Genomic DNA, 16,483 nt, shown 5'->3' with positions numbered 1-16,483 from the left:
TTATTATACTATTTTGAGGGGAAATAAAAAGACTTGACTAACTCATCAAGTCTCTATTGTTCCAAAAGTTCGCTAAGCCAATCTTCACTTTCGTGATAAATCCTAATAACCTCTATCTTATCAGATAATTCAATATAGAAATATAGATACTTCCATTGAACTTTCTTACGAATAGGCTCCCGTTCAAATGGAGATACATCAGGATTCTCTTTAATATGCTCTACTGCAGTATCAAATTCCTTGTCAAATCGCTGGATAACACTTTTAGAATGAGTTTGATTAAAAAGAAACACTCGCAAACGAAAATAATCCTCTTCAGCTTGAGGTAAAAGAATTACCTCTTTACTCATACGATAACTCCGCCCTCTTTAAGCGAATATCTTCTGGGGTTGTAAACTTCCCCTCTAAACCAGAAATCAACCCTTTTTGAAGACCATACGACAAACCTAATTGAGACTTCAACTTCTCATTCTCCTTGACCAAGGCATCATATTCTCCTTTAGTAATGATGACCACTTCCTCCTCATTACCCTTAATTTTTAATAAAGCTTCCATAATTGTTACCTCGCTTTCTCTTTACCTTATTATATCACAATTAATCAAACGTAATTTAAGGACTGCCTTTTACATAAAAAGGCCCGATGATTGGGTCTTGTGGCGTGTTCCAAAAAATCCGGGAGAATGCTGTGGAGCCCGTTCGCTTGGCAAGAACTCTGAGTCAACAATGCGACCTAAGGGAGCATTAAGGGCCAGAGTTCTCCAAGAGAATCTGCGAATAAGGAAAACGAAGTTTTCCTCTTTTTATGCTAAATGGCGAGCCTTTACGGTCTCGCCTTTTGCTTTTTTCACAGTGCTTTTCAGAATTTCCTGCAGTCCACTTGGGCAGAATTATTTTTTGTTAGGGAAGATTAGTCCGCCTTGAGAAGCTTCCGGAGGGTCTCGGCGAGCTCTTCCAGGTAGTCCTGGTTATTGACCTGAGAGAGTTTGTAGCCAATGAAGTAAGGCGAGGTAATAAAACGGGGGACAATTTTACAGATGTACTGGTCTTCAAAATGGTAGAAGAAGAGGTTGTAAGAGTCGCAGTGGCCGTGCATGTAGTCGCTGAGGAGGAAGGCGGTAATCTTTTGGACCTGGTCAGCGAGCTTTTCGACGGCTGAAAGGCTACGTATGCTGACGTTAAACTCGACAAAGCCCATGACAGGGTGGTCTGAGAGAGTGATGTCGACCGAGTTTTTATGGATGAGGAGGCCGCTGAAGTTTTCTTTCTTGATTTCAGCATAGCCGTTGACATTGGGCAGGCCGACCACCTGGAAGTGGGGATGGCGAAGACTGCCACCAGACCTGGGACCAAAGTTCTTGAACATCAGGACAGAGCGGAAGTTGCCAGAGGCAATCATCTCTTCCCAGCAGTTAAAGGCAAAGCGGAAAATCTCTTGATTCTCCTTTTTTCCATAATTGGAAACGTCCCCCACGTGCTTGTCGCTCTCGATGATGACCGTCATTTCAGCCTTTTCGATAGTCGGAAATTTATTTTTCAGCCAAATCTTATGGCCGTCGGTCTTATAAATATCAGTCAGCTGGTCCACTTCACAGAAGGGACAGGCTGTATTTCCAGTCGTGGAGAATTTTACTTTATTGATTTCGGGATTAAAAACAAGCGATTCCCGGACTTGATTGCTTTCTTTTGTCATAAAAATATTTTAGCAGAATTAAGAAGTAAAAGCTGTTTGAAAAAACTGGGAAATGTGCTACAATGAGCTGTCAACATTATTACTTTCAGCCTTCAACTGATTCGTAATTCTCCTTTTTGCTGGCCTGCGGCCGGCTTGGCCCGTTGGGTTGGGGATGTTTCTAGTAGTGGAGTGCTCGCGGAACTAGCTGCGAGTGTTGCTAAGCCTTGCTTAGTCTCGCTAAAGCGAGTCGTCGCAAGGCAAAGCAACACTACTTGCGGATTTCCGCTCCGCGGATTACACGACAGCAGAGCTGTCGGTAATCCCACTACTAGAAAATCCCCTGGGTAGGAGCTTCGCTCCCGGCGTTGCCGGTCCGCTTTGCGGGTTTTGCAAAGCAAAACGGCCGAAGGCCAAAGCTATGGGATTTTTTAATAATGGAAACATCGACAGCTTTGCTGTCGTATGTTTCGCACAGGAAAGATCCGCAAGTACTATTTCTTAGGCCGATGACGGCTCCCGTAGGGAGACTAAATCGGACTTAGAAATAGTCGCAGCTAGCTTTCCGAGCACCCATTATTAAAAACATCCCAGCCAACCGCTAGGTAAAAAAGGAAAAAATTTTATAGAAAGGGATGGTGAATATAATAATGGACAATTCAAAAACAAAAGTCGTCGTCGGGATGTCCGGCGGGGTCGATAGCTCGGTCACAGCTCTCTTGCTCAAAGAGCAAGGCTATGATGTCATTGGTGTCTTCATGAAAAACTGGGACGACACGGATGAAAATGGCGTCTGCACGGCGACAGAAGACTACAAGGATGTGGCTGCGGTCGCTGACCAAATCGGGATTCCTTATTATTCTATCAACTTTGAAAAAGAATACTGGGACCGGGTCTTTGAGTATTTCTTGGCAGAATATCGGGCAGGTCGCACGCCAAATCCTGATGTCATGTGTAACAAGGAAATCAAGTTCAAGGCCTTTCTTGACTATGCCATGGCCCTCGGTGCTGATTATGTAGCGACCGGCCACTATGCCCAGGTCAAGCGGGATGAGGACGGGACCGTCCACATGCTCCGTGGGGCTGACAATAACAAGGACCAGACCTACTTCCTCAGCCAGCTCAGCCAGGAGCAACTTCAAAAGACCATGTTCCCACTGGGCCACATGGAAAAGCCTGAAGTTCGCCGGATTGCAGAAGAAGCAGGACTTGCGACAGCCAAGAAAAAGGATTCTACCGGGATTTGCTTTATCGGTGAAAAGAATTTCAAGAAATTCCTCAGTGAATACCTGCCAGCACAACCTGGCAAGATGATGACGCTCGACGGCCGGGAAATGGGGACACACGCTGGCCTCATGTACTATACTATTGGCCAACGTGGTGGCCTCGGCATTGGTGGCCAGCAGGGACAAAATGATAGCCAGCCCTGGTTTGTCATCGGTAAAGAGCTGGAGACCAACACCCTCCTGGTCGGCCAAGGCTTCCACCACGAGCACCTCTACTCAGATAGTCTCGATGCCTCAGAGCTTTCCTTTACCCGGGAAATGCCGGCTGAGTTCAGCATGTACTGCACGGCGAAGTTCCGCTATCGTCAGGCTGACACAGGCGTGACCATCCATGTCAAGGACGATAAGGTCAAGGTCGAGTTCGATGAGCCGGTCCGTGCCATCACACCAGGCCAGGCCGTTGTCTTCTATGACGGTGAAGAATGTCTGGGCGGTGCCTTGATTGACGTGGCTTATAAAGAAGAACATGTGATGCAATATCAATAAAATCGAGCGGTTGGGTAACTGACCGCTTTTTGTATATGATTTTTTAGATGCTTTTTACTTTGTTATAATTTAACTGTTATCAACTTCTAATAAACGAGGAAAAGCATGGAAAACAGGGGATACAAAATCATCCTTGCCGGTCTGATATTTTTAGGCCTCTCAATCATCGGGATTTTTACCGTAGTAAAAGCAGCAGAAGGCTATCTCCAAGAGCGGGCAAAGATAGAAGCCACAGCCCGCTCAGCCGAGATGCTAAAATTTCAAGACAGAGTAAGAGAACACCTACTCAACGGCGACTACTCCGTTCTTGAAGGGAGCTGGGAGAGTAAAGAAGACGCCTCCGAACGCTATCTTATAAAAGCCGACCAATTTTACTATAAAGACAAGTCCTACCATCTGGCTGACGGAGGCCAGGAGGCGACCGGTCTCCTCTATATCAACAGCCTCAACCGGCAGAAGCGGTCCTCGGCTAAGCTCTATTTCTATCCGGCCGGCCAGATTATCCCCGTCTATGACATCGACGGCATGACAGACTGGTCGGGGGAAAACGACCCGACAGACCGGACAAAAGACCGCCTGCTCTTTGCCCAGTCGACCTTGACGCCAGCTGAGTTGGCCAGGCGGGTCTGCTATTACACTGGAAGCTAGGCTATAAAAACTCAAAAAAAAATTAAAAAAAGAAGGATTAAGGCTTTTAATTCCTTAAAACTTGTGATATACTGGTAAACAAGGCTGTGTATCAGCTAAATTGTTGGAGGAACTCTTTTTACAAATGAACGAATTTGAAACACTATTAAACAGCGTCGAAGACGTTAAAGTACGCGATGTCGTTAAAGGCGAAATCCTTTCTGTCGACCAGGACCAAGCTACAGTAGCTATTGTTGGTACTGGTGTCGAAGGTGTCTTGACACTTCGTGAAATCACAAGCGATCGCGATGCTGACATCAATACATTCGTTAAAACTGGTGACGTGCTTGACCTTTTGGTTATCAAGCAAATCGTTGGTAAAGAATCAGAAGGTGCTAATGTCTACCTTCTCTCATTGAAACGTCTTGAAGCGCGTAAGGCTTGGACTGAACTTGAAGGCCACGAAGGCGACATCGTTACTGTTAAAGTAACAAAAGACGTCAAGGGCGGTCTCTCAGTAGACTACAATGGCGTTCGCGGATTTATCCCAGCTTCTATGATCGACACTTACTTCGTTAAAGATACGAAGAAATTTGTCGGCGAAGACATTGAAGCTAAAATCATCGAAGTCAATGCTGCTGACAACCGTTTCATCCTCAGCCGTCGTGCTGTTGTTGAAGCTGAATCAATCGAACTTCGTAAAGAAGCTTTTGCTCAACTTCAAGAAGGTGATATCGTTGAAGGTACTGTGTCACGCGTGACTAACTTTGGTGCCTTTGTAGACCTCGGTGGTATCGATGGTTTGGTTCACGTTTCTGAACTTAGCCACAGCCGCGTGAAGAACCCAGCTGACGTTGTCACTCCTGGTGACAAGGTTAACGTTAAGATCTTGAAGCTTGACGAAGAAGCTGGCCGTCTTTCACTCTCACTCAAGGCTACATTGCCTGGACCATGGGATGACATCGAAGACAAAGCTCCAGTTGGCTCAACACTTGACGGTACAGTTAAGCGTTTGACTGACTTCGGTGCCTTCGTTGAAATCTTCCCAGGTGTTGAAGGACTTGTTCACGTTTCACAAATCTCATGGGAACGTGTTGAAAATCCAAAAGACGCCCTCAAGGTTGGTCAAGAAGTGAAGGTTAAAGTCCTTGACGTGAAACCAGCTGACGAACGTATCAGCCTTTCAATCAAGGCCCTCCAAGAAGCTCCAGCCCGTGCTGAAGGTTCAAACGACGAAAAACGTGACCGCAAGCCACGTGCTCCACGTCGTGAAGCTAAACCAAGCTTCGACCTTCCAGAAACTCAAGACGGTTTCTCACTTGCTGATGTGCTTGGCGAAGACTTCGATATCAACAAGCTTTAATCAGAGTTCCATAAAAATGAAAGAGGCGGAAGCCTTTTTTGTTTTGCTCTGCGAGTGCTGTCTCATAGACATACTGATTGGCGACAAGTTCTGTCGTCATTTTTTTATAAACATTAAAATATCTGATTAAATACAATAAAATAAGCATAGTAAATCCAAAGTAATTTGAAAAAATCTTTTAGAAAGACGATATAACTGTCAAAACCTTGTATAAAAGGCTTTCTTTGTTTTATATGTCAAATAAGTCTATTTGACATATAAAATAGAATTCGTTTCAAAAAATGGACAAAAACAGAAAATATATTCAATAAAATAGATGAAAATGCCTGAAAATAGGGGTTGCAAGTAGTTCGTGTCATTCTTTACAAAGCTGTAAAATTATATTATAATTGAGGATGTGATTACTGAATTAAAAAGTTAGTCATTTTTAGCTCAGTGAATAAAAGAAATATCGAGGAAGAGGAAGAGGACACATCATTAATGAAGCAAAAATTAACGAAGTCTGACGTAAAACTCCATTACCGCATGTACAAGAGCAAGAAACGCTGGATGTACGCTGCCATCGGTACACTCTCAGCTATCGCTGGTGGTGCAGCAGTAGAACAAGCGCTCCAAGTTTCTGCTGATGATACCAATGCAGCTGCGTCTGGGACTACCATTCCATCGACTCAGGCAGGCTCCATCAGCACAAGAGCGGCAATTCAAGGTCCTGGCGAATTGACACCCGGCTCAGAATGGATCACACCAAACAGTTCATTTAGCTCTGGGGATTTTGCTACATCTGCCAACTATACCACTTATAATACCTCTGGTGATAGTGTTCCATCGGGTTCGAGTTTGAATCTGGTACAGGGAACTAAGCCAACAGTAGGTTCTGCTATCTTCAAGGGAGCGATTGATACAACTACTGGTTTCCAGTTGAACGCTCAGCTGTCGATTAGCGGCACTAGCATTTATAACTGGAATCAGTCAGGAGATGGGATTGGTTTTGTCCTTTCTCCAGCATCTGCCAGTGATTTGGCTGCCAATGCCATAAATGCAACGGGTTATAAACTCGGTATCGATGGCCTTGATGACACTTATTTCTTAGGTCGTGACCTCTATGGCAACTATGAATCAGATTCAGGCTATGCGGATGGCAATGGTACAGATGCGACCTCAACTGAAATTGTTATTCGCCATACTGATAATGCAGGTAAATTGGAACCGGCAAACTACCTTCAGGGAGCTAACAGCAATTCGACAACAGGACAAGCTTGGGATACTCTGAGCGATAATACTGGTACTTTAGGCGGTACAGGATCATCTGTGAAAGAATCTGTGATTGTGAAATGGGTGGCTGACACTGATCTTGGTCTACCGAATACCGGTGGACCAGGTAAAGTCTCAGGGACCCTTTATTATCAAATCACACCGCAAAATGGTTCAACCAAGACTCTCCAAACGACTGCGAGTCTACCAATCAATATGTCGGCAGGTTATGTGGCATCGACTGGTGGGTACGGTGGTAACTTGACCGTCAATCTCCAACAGTCAACGACTCTGCCAAAACGTGCCCAAGCCCCTGTCATCGTTAACTTTATCAATAGCAAGACGGGCGAACCTTTCAAAGGTGTGTTACCAGCAACCATCCAATCTAATGTAGGAGATTCAGTTTACGTCGCTAGTCCAGACTCAAATACAGCCTCTACTACAGGTATTGGTGGAACTTATCGCTACAAGGCAACAGCAAACATCCCTGGCGGAACATGGCTTCAATCGCCTAATCCGCTTAAGGTTGGCTTTTATGATACAACGACAATGTCGACTAACCCTAATGTCCTCGACGTCAAGTATACTCCAGCCGATGCCTCTGCCACACTTCATTACAAATGGGATCCAAACACTCCAGGTGCTGGTGCCAATGGCACACTCCAAGGTGCCCTGCCTGGAGATGAAACCTATGACAAGAATACCGGAGATGCTAACAATACCGCCTATGTTGATGGGATTGCAAAACTCTCTGGCTCAGGCGTCCCTGCCGGCTACCACATCGCGTCAGTAACTGGACCAGATGGTAAGACTTATACTGATGATCCTGCTACTGGTGATACTGCCCTTGCAGTTGCACAAAAAAACAATCCACTGGTCGTTAATGATAACAATAACGTTAGTCTCTTCACCGCAACCCTCGTTGCAAACAAAGCGACTGTCAATACAGACATCACTTTGCCAAATGGTGGCACACATACAAACACTACTTATACCGGTCTTGTGGGTGCCCCTACAGATTCGACAGGCAGCTGGGAAGATACCATCACTGACCCTAAAACTGGCTTGCATTACTACTCTGTCGTGACCGTTACTAAGCCTGGTGAAACAACAGGGACAACAAAAGGTGACGGTTATGCCCCTTCTGGTATGACTAGCTACAACGATGTCTACGTCGACGGTGAAACGGATGTCAAGGTGACTTATGTATTGAGCACACCTGAATCTCTGTCACTGTCTACAAGTAGCTCAATGTCAAGCTCAACGTCAAGTTCACTCTCAGCTTCTACATCTGAAAGTAAGAGTATGTCATTCTCAGACTCTCGCTCACTGAGTGAGGACAAGAGCGAGTCTCTCTCAACATCCTTCTCAGAGTCGAGCTCACTGTCAGCGACGAATTCTGGCTCAACATCCCTCTCTATCAGTGAGTCAACGTCGACAAGTGATAAGAACTCAACATCACGTTCACTCTCAAGCTCACTCTCAGGCTCTATCTCTATGAGCCGTAGCGAATCAACTTCATTGAGCATGAGCAAGTCAACGCAAGATTCACAAAGCAGCTCAATCTCACTGAGTACGTCAATCTCGAATTCACAATCCCTCTCATTGATTGTCAGCAAGTCAAGCTCAGTCTCTGGCTCAGCATCACTCTCAGCCTCTATCTCTGGCTCTGAGTCAAACTCTAAGAGCAAGCAGGAAAGCCAAAGCTTATCAGCTTCTAAGTCATTGTCAACCTCACTTTCTCAGTCTGAGTCGACTTCAGCCTCTATTAGCATGAGTAAGTCAAACTCTATCTCTGACTCTGCTTCAGTATCAAGCTCACTTTCTACAAGCTTGTCAAATAACCCAAGTGACACTGGCTCTGGCTCAGCATCACGTTCAACTTCTGAGTCGCTCTCAGCCTCTAAGTCGGCTTCACAATCATCAAGCCTGTCACTGAGTGAGTCACAATCAAATTCTGCGAGCATTTCAAATTCTTCAAGTCAGTCAATGTCTGCCAGCAAGTCTGAACAAGATAGCCTGTCAAGCTCTATCTCAGGCTCTATCTCAACTTCTCAGTCAAACCGTGATTCACGCTCACTTTCAGCTTCTAAATCTGAAAGTGCTTCTGAATCAAGCTCAGCATCTAGCAGTACATCGGCCAGCATCTCTGAGTCAACTTCAGCATCAAACAGCGATTCAGGCTCACTGAGTGCCTCTACAAGTTTGAGTGACTCGACATCAACATCTGACTCCAAGTCTGATTCAAGCTCAGTCTCATCTAGCTTGTCAGCAAGCAGTTCATTGTCAGACCAAAAGAGCCAGTCAGTATCAAGCTCTAAGTCAGCTAGTGCCTCAACCTCAGAATCTGAGTCAGCCTCACTCTCAGCCTCTCTCTCAGATTCTAAGAGTATCTCGTATGAAAACAGCTCATCGCTCTCAGCCTCTATCTCTAAGAGTGCCAGCATCTCTAATAATCCGAGCATGACACCGAGTGAGTCTACATCTGCCTCAAACTCTGAGAGTTATAGCCTGTCTAGCTCATTGTCTGCTTCAAGTTCTGTCTCAAACTCTAAGTCAGACTCTAAGTCTAACCAACAGAGTAGCTCTGAATCAGCCTCTAACTCTACGTCAAGCTCAGACTCAAGCTCTATCTCTGGTTCAAACTCAGCTTCACTTTCTATGAGCCGTTCAGACTCTACTGAAGAAAGCAAGTCTAACTCATCATCAGACTCAATTGTAAGCTCAGAGTCTAACTCATTGAGCCAGTCAACATCACGGTCTGACTCTAGCAGTGCTTCATTGTCTACTGAAGAAAGCAAGTCTAACTCAGCGTCACAATCTATTTCAGAATCAGAATCTCGCTCAGAATCATCATCTAAGTCTGAGGATGCTTCTCAATCTAAGTCTGAGTCACAAAGCCTCTCTAGCTCACAATCAGATTCTGAGTCTATCTCAGACTCACAGTCAAATGAGCAAAGTAAGTCAATGTCTGCCTCACAATCACTGAGCCAGTCTAAGTCTAACGAGGTCAGCCAGTCTAAGTCAGCATCTAAATCAAGCTCGACGTCAACTTCAAACTCTGAGTCTGCATCAACATCAAGCTCACGTTCAGTGTCTATCTCTAGCTCAAACTCTGAGTCTGACTCAACATCAAGCTCACTGTCAATTTCAATCTCTGACAGCAACAGGGCTTCTGAGTCTAAGTCTGAATCTGACTCAACATCAAGCTCACTTTCAGGCTCATCATCAGTGTCAGGCTCTATCTCACGCTCATTCTCAGCCAGCGGGTCTATCTCAGATAGCCGCTCAAACTCAGCATCACTGAGCGAGTCTATCTCAGCATCACGTTCAGACTCTATTTCACAATCTATCTCAGAATCAACGACACTTTCTGAGTCTAAGTCAGAATCACTCTCACAATCACTGTCTAACAGTGAAGAAAAATCTGAGTCTATCAGCGCGTCTAAGAGCAACTCTGGCTCTACATCACTTTCTCAATCGCTCTCTAAATCAGAGTCATTGAGCCAAAGCCTGTCACGCTCTGAGTCAGCTTCTAGCTCAGAATCTGCGTCTATCTCTAAGAGCTTCTCTAACAACCCAAGTGATACCGGCTCTGATTCAGCCTCACGCTCAGAATCACGCTCTCTCTCACAATCTAAGTCAGCTTCACAATCAGCTTCAAGCTCTATGAGTGAATCTCAGTCTACTTCAGCAAGTCTGAGTAACTCAGCCAGCTCATCTAAGAGCGAAAGCCTGTCAGAAGCAGAATCTGTGTCAGATAGCAACAGCCGCTCACTCAGCCAATCAATGTCAGAAGATACGTCAGAATCCCTCTCAGCAAGCAATTCTAAGAGCGAGTCACAATCATCTTCTACATCAAGCTCACAGTCAGCTTCATTGTCAGCATCAGACAGCAAGTCTAAGCAAGAGTCAACTTCACAGTCTGTCTCTCGCTCATCAAGTACATCAGAATCAAACTCTGAGTCAAGCTCAATTTCAAGCTCACTCTCAACCTCTAAGAGTCAGTCTGGTCAAGATAGCTCAAGCTTGTCAGCTTCTATCTCAGACTCTACATCAACATCAAGCTCTATCTCTGACAGTACTTCGGCTTCAATTTCTAAGTCTGAAAGCCAGTCAAACAATGAAAGTTCATCGATTTCAGCTTCTATTTCACAAAGCGAAAGTCAATCGAACCATCCAAGTCTGACACCAAGTGAGTCAAACTCAGTCTCATATAGCACAAGTGAATCTCTATCAAACTCTGAGTCAGAATCTAAGTCAGCTTCTAAGTCAGACGAGCAAAGTCAGTCTAACCAAGAAAGTGCCTCAAACTCAGCTTCACTTTCTAAGAGCGAGTCTGAAAACAACTCTGTCTCACAATCTAAGTCAGCGTCACTCTCTACATCACAAAGTAAATCTAACGAAGAAAGCCAGTCAAGCTCAGCGTCACTGTCATCTTCAAGCTCAGCGTCTAACTCTCTCAGCGACAGCACATCAGCAAGTCTCTCTATGAGCGAGTCTGAGTCTAATCGTGAGAGTGATAGTAAGTCGGCCTCTAATAGTGATAGTGAAAGTACAACGACTTCTATGAGCCGTTCACTCTCTGCTTCGCAATCATTGAGCACGTCTCTGTCTCACAGTGCTTCATTGTCAACAAGTGCTTCTGAGTCTGATTCTACTTCTACATCAAACGTGAACAGCTCAAGCTTGTCAGCGTCTATCTCAGCGAGTGAATCTGACTCTAATCGTGATAGCGAAAGCGACTTGGCAAGTCAGTCTAAATCTGAATCTAAGAGCAACAGTACATCGGCTTCTGACAGTGCTTCACTCAGTGAGTCTAAGTCTGAAAGTCGGTCTGCTTCAGCATCACTCAGCAATAGTGCTTCGGCTTCTACAAGTGCTTCATTGAGCGAGTCTCAATCTACGTCTGCTTCATTGAGGACAGCAGAACAGCTTGCCAATACCGGTGGTCGAACAGCAGGAGACGGCTATGGTTATGATAACTATGGCTATGATAACTATGGCAACACACTTCCAGATACAGGAGCAGAAGATGCGACTGCAGCTGGAGCAACAGGTCTTGGTCTTCTCGGCCTTGCGGCAGGTCTCCTAGGACTCTCTCGTAAGAAGCGAAAAGAAGAAAAATAAGATTGATTTATAATCTTAAAATTCGATGAGGAAACGTCCAATTTTGGACGTTTTTTTATGTCTTGTCCTATCCTTCAGGGGCGCTTTGCATATCATTAGAGGCTCTATGAGTTTTTTGTTAAAATTTTAATAGGAAGTTATTATAAAAAAATGAGGATAATAACGATTATTATCAGACAGGGGGAGGAAGGCCTTGACTAAAAAACATCTAAAGAAAAAACTCGGTAAAGGAGAAGTAAAAATCCACTATCGCTCATACAAGAGCAAGAAGAAGTGGATGTATGCGACATTAGGAGCCATGTCATCGATTGGTGGGATGGGGGCAGGGATTGCTGCGACGACCCTGCAGGCGACATCGGCAGCAGCGGATACAACCACGTCAGGCGGGACGGTGGTGCCGTCGACTCAGTCAAGTAGCTATAGCGGCGGCTTAATTTCCGGGCAGACAGCTACGACGCCTTTGGCGACGACTTCATCGGCATTGGCGACGACACCTTTAGACGAGTTGCAATGGGGGACTGCTCAGAGCCCGGTGAGTTCTTACGGATGGAATGGCACTTGGTACCAGTCTCCAATTCAATCGACTGACCATAGTTATGCCATTCTGCCTTATGGAAAGCCCATCAATATGGCGAATAACTTTACTTTTAGTTATTCCCAAAAGGGAGCAGCCGGGTATTCGCAAGGGGTTTATTTCGTACCCTCGAACGTTGCAGCTACTGACATTGCGACTAAAACAAGTAAAAACCTTGCAGGTCTTGGTATTGCAGGGATTCCCAATGCGGTCTTCGCAGGGCGTGATTACTATTATGACAGCAGTCAAAATGACTATCTTGGTAGTGGTTTCGGTAAAAGTCTGATAGGAACCCCTTACGGTGCCGGCTATACTTCGATGGGGGGGCAAGAAGCAATCCGGACGACCAATGGAAACGGAGATTTGACTTCACCTTCAGATACAGCCACTATTGATACGACCAATTCAGGCTCATCGTCAGGAGAGGATGTCAGGGTGGACTGGAGCCCTAATCCTGGTCAGACAATTACTTCAACGACGACGACAGTAACAGGGACCCTATCTGTCAAGACTAATGGCTATACGGCAACCTATACTAATCTAACCATGCAGCTCCAGATGAATATGGGCTTGAACTTCATTTCAGGGAACTGGTACTCTACTGAGTCTAGCGTATTGGCCCCAAGTAACCCTGGCGGTGATAATTCCGTCAACTTTACAAACGCAACACTCTCTGCCAACCCGACTAACACAGTCACGGTCAATTACGTTGATTCTACGTCAGGTAAGCAAATCAGTCCCCCTTCGACCATTACGGCCAGTCTTAACGAAAGCGTGGGAGTGGTTTCTGATCAAAGCAAGGCTGATCCGTCTGATAGTGTGGATTATCAGGCTCCTACTATCACAGGTTATACGCCAGTGCCGTCAAGAATGTATACAACGGTCACATCAGGAACAAATAGCTTGACGATGGTTTATACGCCCAACAATGAGACGGGAACAGTCAGCTATAAATGGGCTTTGGACGTACCTGGAGCCTATGGTAGCACAGGTCAGCTAGTAGCCAGCCTCCCAGGTGCCCAGACGATTCAGGGCAAATTCAATCAGCCTTACACCCTTTCAAACACTGTCACTGTCCCTGCAGGTTACCATATCTCAAATGTCCAAGCTCCCAATGGTGTTTATAGTTCACTCAGTGATTTTCTTACTAGCAATCCAAACTATCTTGATGGTAATAATGACTTCACCATCACCCTATCTGCTAATACAGCCTATCTGAATACAAGTGTGACTCCACCGGGAGGGACAACGACTACAAACAGCTATAGCGGCCCAGTCGGAAGTGCTATCTCAATCCCTGCAAACAGCTGGGCAAATACCATCACAGATGCTAGCGGAGCCAAGTGGAATTCCGTCGTGACCGTCACCAATCCTGACGCTACAAAGACGGTTTATGGTGGTGGGGCATCACCTTCTGGCATGACGACTTACACGGGCACGGGATACTATCAGAATGGCACAACAGGCGTACAGGTGACATATGTGCGTGATGTGCCGAGTTCACAGTCGACCTCGACGAGCCTCAGCACATCGAGCTCACTGTCCGCTTCGTACTCGCTCTCGGCCAGCCTATCAGCCAGTAACTTGGCTTCACAGTCACGCTCAGCTAGCTTTTCGATGAGTGGCTCTGTGTCACGCTCTGGCTCAGCCTCACTGAGCGACTCCAGCTCGCTGAGTAGCTCAAAGAGTACGTCAAGCTCGAGATCGATTTCGGCTTCGTTGAGCTTGTCCAGCTCACTCGCGACATCTAAGAGCCTGTCTATCCTGGCTTCTCAGTCAATGTCGACGAGCCTTTCGACAAGTGCCGCAAACAGTGTGTCAGCAAGTATCTCAGCATCCAGCTCGACTTCGAGCTCGTTGAAGAACTCGGCCAGCCTGTCGCTCAGTGCTTCAGAAAGTGCTGCGCAGAGCTTGTCGACCTCGCTGTCTAACTCGATTAGTCTGTCCTTTGTGGCGTCGGCTTCGAGCTCGACTTCAGGTTCAGTGTCGGCTTCGATTTCGGGGTCTATCTCAAAATCTGAGTCGACGCAAGAATCTCTGAGCGAATCCAGGTCCGTCTCTGGTTCCATTTCAGAATCTGAGTCTAGGCAAGAATCATTGAGTGAATCGCGTTCTGTTTCAGGGTCCATTTCCGTGTCTGAATCGACGAGAGAATCTTTGAGTGAGTCCAGCTCTGTTTCAGGTTCCATTTCTGGGTCTGAATCGACGAGAGAATCTTTGAGCGAATCGAGTTCTGTCTCAGGCTCTATCTCCGAGTCTGAATCGACGAGAGAATCTTTGAGCGAATCCAGCTCCGTCTCAGGCTCTATCTCCGAATCCGAGTCTGCGAAAGAATCTCTGAGCGAGTCCAGCTCCGTCTCAGGTTCCATCTCAGAATCTGAATCGACGAGAGAATCTCTGAGCGAGTCGAGCTCTGTTTCAGGTTCCATTTCCGTGTCTGAATCGACGAAAGAATCTCTTAGTGAATCGAGCTCCGTTTCAGGTTCTATCTCAGAATCTGAGTCTACGAAGGAATCTCTGAGCGAGTCGAGCTCCGTCTCCGGTTCCCTCTCAGAATCTGAATCTACGCAAGAATCCTTGAGCGAATCGAGTTCTGTTTCCGGTTCTATCTCAGAATCTGAGTCTATGAAGGAATCTCTGAGCGAATCGAGCTCCGTCTCCGGGTCTATTTCAGAATCCGAGTCTACGCAAGAATCCTTGAGTGTATCCAGCTCCATCTCAGGTTCTATCTCTGAATCAGAGTCTACACAAGAATCTCTGAGTGAGTCCAGCTCCGTCTCCGGTTCCATCTCCGAATCAGAGTCTAGTCAAGAATCTTTGAGTGAATCGAGCTCTGTCTCAGGTTCCATTTCCGAATCTGAATCTACGCAAGAATCCTTGAGTGAGTCCAGCTCCGTTTCCGGTTCCATTTCCGAATCTGAATCTACGCAAGAATCCTTGAGTGAGTCCAGCTCCGTTTCCGGTTCCATTTCAGAATCTGAGTCTACGAAGGAATCTCTGAGTGAATCCAGCTCCGTCTCAGGCTCCATTTCCGAGTCTGAATCGACGAGAGAATCTTTGAGCGAATCCAGTTCCGTCTCAGGGTCTATTTCAGAATCCGAGTCGACGCAAGAATCGTTGAGCGAATCCAGCTCCGTTTCAGGGTCTATCTCCGAATCCGAGTCTACGAAGGAAGCTCTGAGTGAATCGAGCTCCGTCTCCGGTTCCATTTCAGAGTCTGAGTCAACGAAGGAGTCTCTGAGTGAATCGAGCTCCGTTTCAGGCTCTATCTCCGAATCTGAGTCTAGGAAAGAATCCTTGAGTGAGTCCAGCTCCGTCTCCGGTTCCATTTCCGAATCTGAGTCTACACAAGAATCTCTGAGTGAGTCGAGTTCTGTTTCAGGGTCCATTTCCGAATCTGAATCTACGCAAGAATCCTTGAGCGAGTCGAGTTCTGTTTCAGGGTCCATTTCCGAATCTGAATCTACGCAAGAATCCTTGAGCGAGTCAAACTCCGTCTCAGGTTCTATCTCCGAATCTGAGTCGACGCAAGAATCTCTGAGTGAATCTAGCTCCGTTTCCGGTTCTATCTCAGAATCTGAATCGACGAGAGAATCCTTGAGCGAATCGAGCTCCCTTTCAGGCTCTATCTCCGATTCCGAGTCAACGAAGGAATCTCTGAGCGAGTCGAGTTCTATCTCCGGTTCCATTTCAGCATCTGAGTCTAGGCAAGAATCCTTTAGTGAGTCTAGCTCCGTCTCCGGTTCCATTTCAGCATCTGAATCGACGAGAGAATCTCTGAGCGAATCGAGCTCCGTCTCAGGTTCCATCTCAGAATCTGAATCTACGCAAGAATCCTTGAGCGAATCGAGTTCTGTTTCTGGTTCTATCTCCGAATCTGAGTCTATGAAGGAATCTCTGAGCGAATCGAGCTCCGTTTCAGGTTCCATTTCCGAGTCTGAATCGACGAAAGAATCTCTTAGTGAATCGAGCTCCGTTTCAGGTTCTATCTCCGAATCTGAGTCAACGAAGGAATCTCTGAGCGAGTCGAGTTCCGTCTCCGGGTCCATCTCAGAATCTGAGTCGACGAGAGAATCGTTGAGTGCATCCAGCTCCG

General features: G+C 46.1%; 8 protein-coding genes and 2 pseudogenes. 5 read left to right on the top strand and 5 right to left on the bottom strand.

Annotated features, from left to right (window positions below; translation table 11 throughout):
* Positions 1 to 53 precede the first annotated feature (53 nt).
* From NtB2_RS07490 to NtB2_RS07480, 3 genes are all read right to left on the bottom strand, one after another.
* A complete protein-coding gene (locus NtB2_RS07490) occupies positions 54 to 350 on the bottom strand; it encodes a type II toxin-antitoxin system RelE/ParE family toxin (protein WP_109246333.1) in 297 nt (98 codons plus the stop codon).
* A complete protein-coding gene (locus NtB2_RS07485; protein WP_109246332.1) occupies positions 343 to 555 on the bottom strand; it encodes a hypothetical protein in 213 nt (70 codons plus the stop codon). The genes NtB2_RS07490 and NtB2_RS07485 overlap by 8 nt, the downstream gene beginning before the upstream one ends.
* Positions 556 to 908: 353 nt before the next feature.
* Positions 909 to 1,691, bottom strand: a complete 783-nt coding sequence (locus NtB2_RS07480; RefSeq protein ID WP_109246331.1) for a DUF4931 domain-containing protein — start codon at positions 1,689 to 1,691, stop codon at positions 909 to 911.
* A 626-nt stretch (positions 1,692 to 2,317) separates the two neighbouring features.
* Here NtB2_RS07480 and mnmA point away from each other — a divergent pair.
* The 5 genes and pseudogenes from mnmA to NtB2_RS08855 form a co-directional block, all read left to right on the top strand.
* Positions 2,318 to 3,442, top strand: coding sequence for a tRNA 2-thiouridine(34) synthase MnmA (mnmA, locus tag NtB2_RS07475; protein WP_109246360.1), 1,125 nt, complete (start codon positions 2,318 to 2,320; stop codon positions 3,440 to 3,442).
* A 105-nt stretch (positions 3,443 to 3,547) separates the two neighbouring features.
* Positions 3,548 to 4,090, top strand: a complete 543-nt coding sequence (locus NtB2_RS07470; protein ID WP_109246330.1) for a hypothetical protein — start codon at positions 3,548 to 3,550, stop codon at positions 4,088 to 4,090.
* Positions 4,091 to 4,214: 124 nt separating this feature from the next.
* Positions 4,215 to 5,432 carry a 30S ribosomal protein S1 gene (gene rpsA / locus NtB2_RS07465; RefSeq protein WP_109246329.1) on the top strand — a complete coding sequence of 406 codons (1,218 nt, stop codon included), beginning with the start codon at positions 4,215 to 4,217 and terminating at the stop codon, positions 5,430 to 5,432.
* 480 nt (positions 5,433 to 5,912) lie between these two features.
* Positions 5,913 to 11,813 carry a KxYKxGKxW signal peptide domain-containing protein gene (locus NtB2_RS07460; protein ID WP_109246328.1) on the top strand — a complete coding sequence of 1,967 codons (5,901 nt, stop codon included), beginning with the start codon at positions 5,913 to 5,915 and terminating at the stop codon, positions 11,811 to 11,813.
* A 193-nt stretch (positions 11,814 to 12,006) separates the two neighbouring features.
* Positions 12,007 to 12,153 (top strand): annotated as a pseudogene (locus tag NtB2_RS08855) (KxYKxGKxW signal peptide domain-containing protein); the annotation flags it as partial.
* Positions 12,154 to 14,159: 2,006 nt separating this feature from the next.
* On the opposite strand, the gene NtB2_RS08540 reads toward NtB2_RS08855, so the two are convergent.
* Complete coding sequence (locus tag NtB2_RS08540; protein WP_125194996.1) at positions 14,160 to 15,176, bottom strand: hypothetical protein; 1,017 nt, start codon at positions 15,174 to 15,176, stop codon at positions 14,160 to 14,162.
* 18 nt (positions 15,177 to 15,194) lie between these two features.
* A pseudogene (locus NtB2_RS08660) lies at positions 15,195 to 16,483 on the bottom strand (hypothetical protein); the annotation flags it as partial.

The organism is Lactococcus termiticola (assembly GCF_003116835.1).
GTDB lineage: Bacteria > Bacillota > Bacilli > Lactobacillales > Streptococcaceae > Lactococcus > Lactococcus termiticola.
Note: the sequence above shows the minus strand (reverse complement) of the source record. Positions and strands in the feature narration are given on the sequence as shown.

Excerpts from the sequence above, each read along its gene's own strand:
- NtB2_RS07490 (WP_109246333.1), bottom strand. The coding sequence starts at position 350 with ATGAGTAAAGAGGTAATTCTTTTACCTCAAGCTGAAGAGGATTATTTT.
- NtB2_RS07485 (WP_109246332.1), bottom strand. The coding sequence starts at position 555 with ATGGAAGCTTTATTAAAAATTAAGGGTAATGAGGAGGAAGTGGTCATC.
- NtB2_RS07480 (WP_109246331.1), bottom strand. The coding sequence starts at position 1,691 with ATGACAAAAGAAAGCAATCAAGTCCGGGAATCGCTTGTTTTTAATCCC.
- NtB2_RS07470 (WP_109246330.1), top strand. The coding sequence starts at position 3,548 with ATGGAAAACAGGGGATACAAAATCATCCTTGCCGGTCTGATATTTTTA.
- rpsA (WP_109246329.1), top strand. The coding sequence starts at position 4,215 with ATGAACGAATTTGAAACACTATTAAACAGCGTCGAAGACGTTAAAGTA.
- NtB2_RS07460 (WP_109246328.1), top strand. The coding sequence starts at position 5,913 with ATGAAGCAAAAATTAACGAAGTCTGACGTAAAACTCCATTACCGCATG.
- NtB2_RS08540 (WP_125194996.1), bottom strand. The coding sequence starts at position 15,176 with ATGGAACCGGAGACGGAGCTGGACTCACTCAGAGATTCTTGTGTAGAC.